The 9650-nt window shown below is 38.5% G+C and carries 6 protein-coding genes; all 6 read right to left on the bottom strand.

Features of this window, described 5'->3' with window-relative positions:
• Positions 1 to 794 (bottom strand): multifunctional CCA addition/repair protein (locus A2003_RS05115; RefSeq protein WP_286686899.1); only part of this gene is annotated, 794 nt, incomplete at its 3' end.
• A gap of 94 nt (positions 795 to 888) precedes the next feature.
• Complete coding sequence (locus A2003_RS05110) at positions 889 to 3159, bottom strand: NADP-dependent malic enzyme (RefSeq protein WP_005402331.1); 2271 nt, start codon at positions 3157 to 3159, stop codon at positions 889 to 891.
• 189 nt (positions 3160 to 3348) lie between these two features.
• Positions 3349 to 6225, bottom strand: coding sequence for a bifunctional diguanylate cyclase/phosphodiesterase (locus A2003_RS05105; RefSeq protein WP_286686898.1), 2877 nt, complete (start codon positions 6223 to 6225; stop codon positions 3349 to 3351).
• A gap of 116 nt (positions 6226 to 6341) precedes the next feature.
• Positions 6342 to 7061 carry a 16S rRNA (uracil(1498)-N(3))-methyltransferase gene (locus A2003_RS05100; RefSeq protein ID WP_286686897.1) on the bottom strand — a complete coding sequence of 240 codons (720 nt, stop codon included), beginning with the start codon at positions 7059 to 7061 and terminating at the stop codon, positions 6342 to 6344.
• A gap of 22 nt (positions 7062 to 7083) precedes the next feature.
• Entirely contained in the window at positions 7084 to 7920 is an 837-nt protein-coding gene (metF, locus tag A2003_RS05095) for a methylenetetrahydrofolate reductase [NAD(P)H] (RefSeq protein WP_286686896.1), read from the bottom strand.
• Between the two features lie 74 nt (positions 7921 to 7994).
• Complete coding sequence (gene ahcY, locus A2003_RS05090) at positions 7995 to 9377, bottom strand: adenosylhomocysteinase (protein WP_004955169.1); 1383 nt, start codon at positions 9375 to 9377, stop codon at positions 7995 to 7997.
• Positions 9378 to 9650 lie beyond the last annotated feature (273 nt).

Below are 9650 nucleotides of genomic sequence, written 5' to 3'. Positions count from 1 at the left end.
TCAGCAGGTGTGAGTGCCTTCCCTAAATCATGTACAAGTACTGCATAACGAACGTCTAGGGCGTAATTTGCTAAACAGGCTTGTCTTAATGACATTAATGTATGAATACCACAGTCAATTTCTGGGTGGAATTCGGGGCGTTGTGGGACACCAAATAATGCATCTATCTCAGGAAACAAAACTTTGAGAGCATTACAGTCTCTGAGCGTTTGAAAGTACACATCGGCATGATCTTCCATCAATGCACGAGAAGTTTCTTTCCAAACCCGTTCAGGTGTTAGTGCATCTAATTCACCAGAACTTGCGATTTCACTCATTAGGTTTAATGTTTCTTCAGCAATCTTAAATCCGTAAGCTGTATAACGTGCAGCAAATCTTGCAACGCGTAAAACACGGAGTGGATCTTCAATAAAAGCATCTGAGACATGACGAAGAATTTTTTGGTTAAGATCATCTTGACCACCATATGGGTCATAAATGTTTCCATTTTCATCCATTGCCATTGCATTAATGGTGAGATCACGACGTATTAAATCTTCTTCTAATTTGACTGTTTTATCGGTATGAAATTGAAATCCATGATATCCCACGCCAGACTTACGTTCTGTACGCGCGAGAGCATATTCTTCTTTTGTTTTTGGATGAAGAAATACAGGGAAGTCTTTACCTACAGGTTGAAATCCATCTGCGAGTAATTGTTCGGGTGTTGCTCCGACCACCACGTAATCTTTTTCGTGATAGGGGTGCCCAAGTAAATGATCTCTGACAGCACCGCCTACTAAATAAACTTGCATAAAAAACCTCTATTCTTCACACAATCATGCAACAGAATAGAGGTTTTCTCAAGCATTAAGCGAAGCTTTTCTCGAAAAGCTTCGCTTAAGATAATCAGTTTTGACTTTGTTGAATTTCTGCAACCGTCAATGCTGTCATATTAACTAAACGACGTGTTGTTGCCGTTGGGGTTAAAATATGAACTGGCTTAGCAGCTCCTAATAAAATAGGACCAATAGTAACGTTGTTACCAGAAGTTGCTTTTAAGAGGTTAAATGAAATATTCGCTGCATCAAGATTAGGCATGATCAAAAGATTTGCTGAACCTTTAAAACGTGAGTTCGGGAATGCAAAATGACGAATATTGTCGTCTAATGCTGCATCACCATGCATTTCACCTTCAACTTCAAGCTCAGGAGCTTGTTCTGAAAGTAAACGGAAGACTTCACGCATCTTTTGAGCACTTGGGTCAAACTGATCACTACCAAAACTAGAGTGAGAAAGCAGAGCAACACGAGGTGTCATACCAAAGCGACGAACTTCTTCAGCAGCTAAAATTGTCATTTCAGCAAGCTGTTCAGCAGTAGGGTTAGTATTTACATATGTATCAGCAATAAATAAGTTGCGATCTTCAAGCATAAGCGCATTTAAAGTAAAGAATGTACTGCGCCCTTCTTTTAGTCCAATGACATTTTTAACGAAATCTAAATGGATATCGTAGCTTGAATAAGTACCACACAACATACCATCAGCTTTGCCAAACTTCACCATCAATGCTGCGATTAGTGTTGAGCGACGACGTGCTTCACGCTGAGCATACTCAACTGTTACACCTTTGCGCTGCATCGTTTGATAATAGTCTTTCCAGAACTCTTCATATAAAGGGTTTTGTTCTTGATCTGCGATTTCAATGTTTACGCCATGTTGTAAGCGTAAGCCTAATTTCTTGATATTCGCTTCGATCACAGTTGTACGACCAATCAGGATTGGTTTAGCAAGACCTTCATCAACAACGATTTGTACTGCACGTAATACGCGTTCGTCTTCGCCTTCAGCATAAGCAATGCGTTTAGGATCAGATTTAGCTTGAGAGAAAATAGGCTTCATCAAGAATGCTGAGTTGTATACAAACTCAGAAAGACGCTGACGGTAAGCAGAAAAATCTTCGATAGGACGAGTCGCTACACCTGAATCCATCGCTGCTTTAGCTACCGCTGGCGCAATTTCAAGAATCAAGCGTTGATCAAGTGGGCGAGGAATTAAATAATTACGACCAAAAGATGCTGATTTCTCACCATACGTTGCAGCATCCGCTTCAACATGAGCCATGCGAGCGATTGCATGTACACATGCGATCTTCATTTCCTCATTAATTGTAGTTGCACCGACGTCTAGTGCACCACGGAAGATATATGGGAAACAAAGCGCGTTGTTTACTTGGTTAGGATAGTCTGAACGACCAGTTGCCATAATGACATCAGGGCGAACTTCATGTGCGTGTTCAGGCAAAATTTCCGGATCTGGGTTAGCTAATGCAAAGATAATTGGGTTTTCAGCCATTTCTTTAACCATTTCTTTGGTTAAAATGCCAGCTGCTGAAAGACCTAAGAACATGTCAGCGCCAGCCATTACTTCATGTAATTGCGTTGCTTGAATGTCTTGTACATAACGTTTCTTTGATTCATCTAGACCATCACGTGAAGTTGTAAGCAAACCACGAGAGTCAGCTACGGTGATATTTTGTTTATTTACACCGAGTGCACACAATAAATCTAAACAAGAGATGGCAGCTGCACCCGCACCTGAAGCGACAATTTTAATATCTTCGATTTTTTTATTTACGATTTGCAATGCATTTAGAAGTGCAGAACCAACAATAATACTTGTACCGTGTTGGTCATCATGGAACACAGGAATTTTCATGCGTTCGCGTAATTTTTTCTCGATATAGAAACATTCAGGTGCTTTGATATCTTCTAGATTGATACCACCAAATGTTGGTTCAAGAGATGCCACGATATCGACGATTTTATCTGGATCATTTTCAGCGATTTCGATGTCGAAAACATCAACGCCAGCAAACTTCTTGAATAAAACGCCTTTACCTTCCATTACAGGTTTAGAGGCAAGAGGACCAATATTACCCAAACCAAGCACGGCGGTACCATTACTCACGACTGCGACTAGGTTTCCGCGAGCTGTGTATTTCGCAGCAGCAGAAGGGTCACGTTCGATTTCCAAACATGGAGCAGCAACACCTGGAGAATATGCAAGCGCTAAATCTCGTTGGTTAACGAGCTGCTTGCTAGGTGTCACACTGATTTTTCCTGGGGTTGGAAATTCATGGTAATACAAAGCGGCTTGTTTTAAAGATTGATCGTCCATCTGAGTCTCGATTGTTCCGATAATAATCAGGATATATGTCTGATTATTATATTAAGATAAGTGCACAAGAATATAGCACTAGTTCACGCATTCGCCCAGTCAAAATAGCTTATTTTCACTGAACGTATGTGCTTATTGACAATTTATTTTTTGATCAAAATAAACATTCAAAAAGCTCGAATTGTAACTTTATATGGAATATCTCGCGGTTGACATTCTCATGTGTTGTTGCAAGTAGTCTGTAGCATCCGAAGCAGTTAAAGGTTTCGCAAATAAGTAACCCTGTAATATGTCACAATTTTGTCGCTTCAAGTAGTCACGTTGCTGTTCAGTTTCTACACCTTCAGCAACAACTTTTAAGCCAATGGTTTTACCCATGGCAATCATGGCATTAACTATCGCATCTTGTTTTGGATCACCAATTTTTGAAATGAATGCACGGTCAATTTTTAAAATGTCAATTGGATATTCGGTTAGGTAGGCGAGTGAAGAATAACCAGTCCCGAAGTCATCTAATGCAATTGAAATATTGCGTTCTTTGAGTGCACAAAGCACCATTTTTACGTTTTCGGTATTTTCTAAAAATGCAGATTCAGTGATTTCTAATTCAAGATTTTCCCCACCAATTGAGTATTGATCTAAAACAGCATCAATATCTTGAAGCAATTGTCCCCGCAAGATTTGTTGAGCAACAATGTTTACAGCAACGTGTATGTGGACAAAGCCAAGTTTTTGCCAAACTTGAAGTTGACGAGCTGCCTCATAAAGTACAAAACGACCAATATCAGAAATTAGACTTGTACTTTCAGCAAGTGGAATAAAGATATCAGGCATGATTAAGCCTTTTGTTGGATGCTTCCAACGAATCAGAGCTTCAAAACCTGTAATATTGGAATTTTGAGTATTTATCTTTGGTTGGTAATACACCACAAGTTCTTTATTTTGAATTGCTTTTCTTAGATCAAGCTCTAAATCCGTATGCTTAGCTACAAAGTTTGTGCGTTCGCTTGAGTAATAACGGATGGTATTTCCACCTAAACGTTTGGCTTCTGTGAGTGCTTGTTCTGCGTGAGTATTTAAATTATCTACTTGACGTCCATGCTCAGGGTAAATTGCAACACCAATTGAGATACTAACCACATGTTCTTGATCGGCAATGTAGAAAGGTTTGCTAAAGGCTTCTACGATATTATTGCAAATTTGATGAATTGGAGGATGCAAAGGGGACATTTCATAGATGATTGCAAAATCATCAGCACTTAAATGAGCGACCAATAATGCATCTATATTGCTGATTCGTAAGCGTTGTGCAACTTGTTTTAAAAGCTCATTACCAGCTTGATTACTTAATAATTCATTTAATGCACGGAATCGATCTATATTTAAACGAATGACGGCTAGATGCTGAATCAATGCTTCATTTACTAAGTATTGATGGAGTTGTTGATGGTAATAAAAGCGATTTGGTAGATCAGTTAAAGTGTCATAATTGGTTAAATATGATAAGCGTTGTTCTTGGTGTTTACGTTCACTTTGATCTGAAACGATACCGATATAATTTAATACTCGATCAGATTCATCTTTAACTGCATTGATATGTATCCAAAGAAAACAAGATTTTTCAGATAGATAGGTTTCTTGGAACTCTCCTTCATATTCAAATTCTTCATGTAAAGTATCGAGAATAGAGAGATGAAAATTTAAGTGATGTTGTTTAGTCTGTTTTGTGATTTCGAATAAATGTTTATTCAAAATATATTGTTTGTCTAAACCAGTAAGTTGTTCATATTTTGGATTGACTTCAAGATAGTTAAAGTTTTCATCTAGAATAAAAATACCTTCAGATGCTTGTTCAAAGACACTTGCTGCCAATTTTAGTCGATCTTGATCTTTCTTTTCTTGATTAATGTCTCGATGAATACCAACCATTCTAAGTGGTGTACCGTCTTTTGGATTTCGCTGAATAACCTGACCAACATCATGAATCCAACTCCAATCACCATTCGGACGTTTTATTCTGAAGGTTTCTTCATAACGTTTGGTTTGACCACACAAATGACTATAAATCGTATTTTTTACACGTTCAGCATCATCAGGATGAACGATTTTACTCAATAGTTCGTAATGATTCTCTGAATTGCGTGTCACTTCTTTTTGGTGAGAATTTGTTACACCAACTGTATTCTCTTCAAGATTCCATTCCCATGGACGGATTCCAGCAGTTTCATGCGCAAATGCTAAATTTTGACGATGCTCTTCGAGTCGCTCATTCATCTTAGTAAGATCGTATGTCCGTTCACGTACTTTCTGTTCCAATAAATGGTTATTGAATTGCAGTTGTGCCTCGATATCTTTAGATTTATTTACTTCTCGCTGCAATTGTTGGCATAGTTCTTCAGTCCATTGGTTATGTTGTTCTGCAACATCTATCAGTTGCTTATTTTTTTCAAGGACTTGAAAGAAACGTTTATGAATTTTGAACGTTGCATGTGCACATAATAAAGTTGCAATAAAAGAAAAATAATAGGCTACATAAAACAAAGTATGTTCTTGGTCTCTATTTATAATTTGAGAAAGAACAAGAGGGAGAACACTAGGAATAAAAAACAAGAAAAAATAGCGAATATGCTGTGTTAAAAAGGTCAGCGAAATAATGTGTGATGATGTGAGGAGTAGTGCAGTTAATGTGAGAATATGAGAGTGTGAGAGATGGGGAACATCTTTAATAAGCATTTGGCTAATAACCACACTGCCTACACCCAGTAAGCTACCTATACAAAGACAAATCAGTTGAAAAGTCAGATTGGTTTTTTTTGCATGACGAACAGATGTGTAATGTTTAAGCGAGAAGTTGCAGATAATTAAAAAAATACTTAATAGAATCAGTGAACTTATCGTCCAAATAGAGAAGATGTTTAAATCAAATGAATAGAAAAAACCGAATAAAAAATAATCGATTAAAATAATGAAGATTACGCTTACAACAAATAGACGTATATGGTTAGGATAATTAATCTGATCCGTATATATAAATTGTGGCAAATTTTTTTCCAGAACCCCTGACATATAAAGAATAATCCTTTTCGTTTTTTATCAGTGTTCACAGTCTTTATTTTTTTGTAAACACTATAGAGTTTTGTTTTAAATTAACGCTAAAGACAACTGAAAGCAAATGAAATGAATCAATTGCTAGCAAAGTGATAATTTAAAATTGATAAAGCCACGACTGGAGCTGTTTCTGTCCTTAGAACACGATCGCCGATACACCAATTTACAAAGCCATGTTGATTCGATAGCTCAATTTCTGATTCGTTCAGACCGCCTTCTGGGCCGATCAATAAAGCGAGTTCTGGTTGTGCATCTAGTAATACATTTTTTTGATCTTTGTTCGGTGCCATTACAAAACGTGATATCGGCAGATCTGTTTGAATCCATTCTTCGATTGAAATTGGAGCTAAAACTTTGGGCACAATATTCATCCCACATTGTTCACAAGCTGCGACTGCAACTGATTGCCAATGGTCTAATTTCTTTTGATCACGGTCATATTTAAGACGCATTTCACAACGATCACTGGTTAATAATTGAATCGTTGTCACACCAAGTTCAGTTGCTTTTTGAATCGCATAATCCATGCGATCACCTTTGCTCATCACTTGACCCAAAATCACCTTGAATGGTGCAGTTCGATCGATTGCTTCAAAATGATCAACAGATACGAAAGCATTTTTCTTGTTAATTTCAGTTAGCGTTACACGATATTCACCACCTTTTCCATTAAAAAAGATGGCTTTTTCTTGTACTTTCGCACGAAGTACACGAACCCAATGATGAAATACTGACTCAGTTAATTCAATCGTGTTGCCAGTATTTAATTCAGTTTCGATATAAAAACGATTCATGCTTGGGTCGTGCTCGTAGAAATTAGTTTAAACCTAAATCAACAACAAGTTGTCGGGTTGGTTCAGTTTGGTTCATTGAGTAAAAATGTAGCGTAGGTGCTCCACCAGCAATTAAGCGTTCACAAAGGTTAACGATGACTTCGTGACCAAATGCTTTAATGCTTGCGCTGTCATCACCATAAGCTGCAAGTTGCTTGCGAATCCAACGTGGGATTTCTGCACCTGTACCATCCGCAAAACGAATCAAGTTGCTTGCATTTGTGATCGGCATAATACCCGGTGCGATAGGAATATTAATTCCTGATTTCGCTAAGCGTTCGATGAAATAGAAATATGCATCAGGATTAAAGAAGAATTGGGTAATTCCTGCATTTGCGCCAGCTTGTACTTTTTCGACGAACCGTTGGATGTCTGCATCAAAACTTTCAGCTTGTGGATGCATTTCAGGATACGCAGCAACTTCGATATGGAAATGATCACCTGAATGTTCGCGTATGAATCGAACTAAGTCTTGAGCATACGGAAGTTCACCTAAGCCAACCTGACCAGAAGGCAAGTCACCTCTTAGTGCAACGATGCGGTCAATTCCTTGTGATTTGTAAAGATCAAGAAGTTCAGCAATACGTGCTTTGTCATCACCAATACAAGAAAGGTGAGGTGCAACTGGTGTGCCCTTACCATTAAAATCATTAATCGCTGCTAAAGTACGTTCACGGGTTGAGCCACCGGCACCGTAAGTAATAGAAAAAAACTCAGGGATGAGAAGTTGTAACTCTTGATGAACAACACGTAATTTTTCTGCACCGGCATCAGTTTTCGGTGGGAAAAACTCGAAAGAAATAGGCACTCGTTTCGTCATTTCAAATCCTTTTATAAATTACTGAGAAGATTTTATAAAAAAGGGCAGTCCGTAAAACGTCTGCCCTAATTCTCTTAGTATTTATAAGCGTCAGATTTGAATGGACCTTCAACAGGTACACCAAGATAATCAGCTTGAACTTGAGTTAATTGAGTTACTACACCACCAAAGCCTGCAACCATTGCCGCTGCGACTTCTTCATCTAATTTCTTAGGAAGAACTTCAACACGAATAGCCGCTTGCTTTTGATCAGCTGGTAAATCTGCAAATTTCTCAGCGAAAAGATGCATTTGTGCGAGCACTTGGTTTGCAAAAGAACCATCCATAACGCGTGATGGGTGACCTGTTGCATTTCCAAGGTTCACTAAACGACCTTCAGATAAAAGGATGAGATAGTTATTTTCATCTTCTGAGCGGTACACTTGGTGAACTTGAGGCTTCACTTCAACCCATTTATAACCACGTAAGTATGCCGTGTCGATTTCAGTATCAAAGTGACCAATATTACATACCACAGCACCAGCTTTTAAACTGTCTAACATCGCTGAATCACATACGTGGTAGTTACCAGTAGTTGTGACAACAAGGTCAGTATTTGATAACAAGTCTTGGTTAATGTCTTCTTTCTTGCCAGTTTGAACGCCATTTTTATATGGAGAAACAACCTCGTAACCATCCATACATGCTTGCATTGCACAGATTGGATCCACTTCTGTCACACGAACAATCATGCCTTCTTGACGTAAAGACTGAGCTGAACCTTTACCTACATCGCCATAACCAATCACTAAAGCGCGGCGACCAGAAAGTAACATATCAGTTGCACGTTTGATTGCATCATTTAATGAGTGACGGCAACCATATTTGTTGTCGTTTTTAGACTTAGTAATCGAGTCATTAACGTTGATTGCAGGAACTTTAAGAGAACCATCTTTCCACATTTCCAACAAACGTTGTACACCTGTTGTGGTCTCTTCAGTAATACCGTGGATGCGCTCTAAAAGAGCAGGGTATTTGTCATGAACAAGTGCAGTCAAGTCACCGCCATCGTCCAAAATCATGTTGGCATCCCAAGGTTTGCCGTTCACATTGATTTGTTGCTCTAAGCACCACACATATTCTTCTTCAGTTTCGCCTTTCCAAGCAAAAACAGGAATACCACGAGCAGCAATTGCAGCAGCAGCATGGTCTTGTGTTGAGAAGATGTTACATGAAGTCCAACGAACTTCCGCACCGAGTTCAATCAAAGTTTCAATAAGAACTGCTGTTTGGATTGTCATATGAATACAACCCAAAATTTTAGCGCCAGCAAGTGGTTTAGCAGCTGCATAACGCTTACGTAAGCCGATCAAAGCTGGCATTTCTGCTTCAGCAAGTTTGATCTCTTTACGACCGTAGTCAGCAAGGGAAATATCAGCAACTTTATAATCTGTAAATGAAGCATTCACCGCGTTCATCAGGATCTCCTAGAAAAAATAGTATTGATCATTCAGTTCGCGGATGCCGTTGTTGGTTAAAACGAATGTTTAACCGATCGTCGAGCCTGGCAAGTGATTTATAGTCATAAATCAAATGTCGCAGCATCCCTCGACTAGGACATTATAATACTTGGAAAACTGTTTTGTTCCAATGTTATTTTTTCGAGAGATGGTTATAAAGTGAGAGATTGAAATTAAAAAAGCAAAGTTTGATTAGGTCTCTTTTATGCTTTAGGGCTTCATGTCCGTTTG

Source organism: Acinetobacter sp. GWC1_38_13 (assembly GCF_001767535.1).
Taxonomy (GTDB): domain Bacteria; phylum Pseudomonadota; class Gammaproteobacteria; order Pseudomonadales; family Moraxellaceae; genus Acinetobacter; species Acinetobacter junii.
Note: the sequence above shows the minus strand (reverse complement) of the source record. Positions and strands in the feature narration are given on the sequence as shown.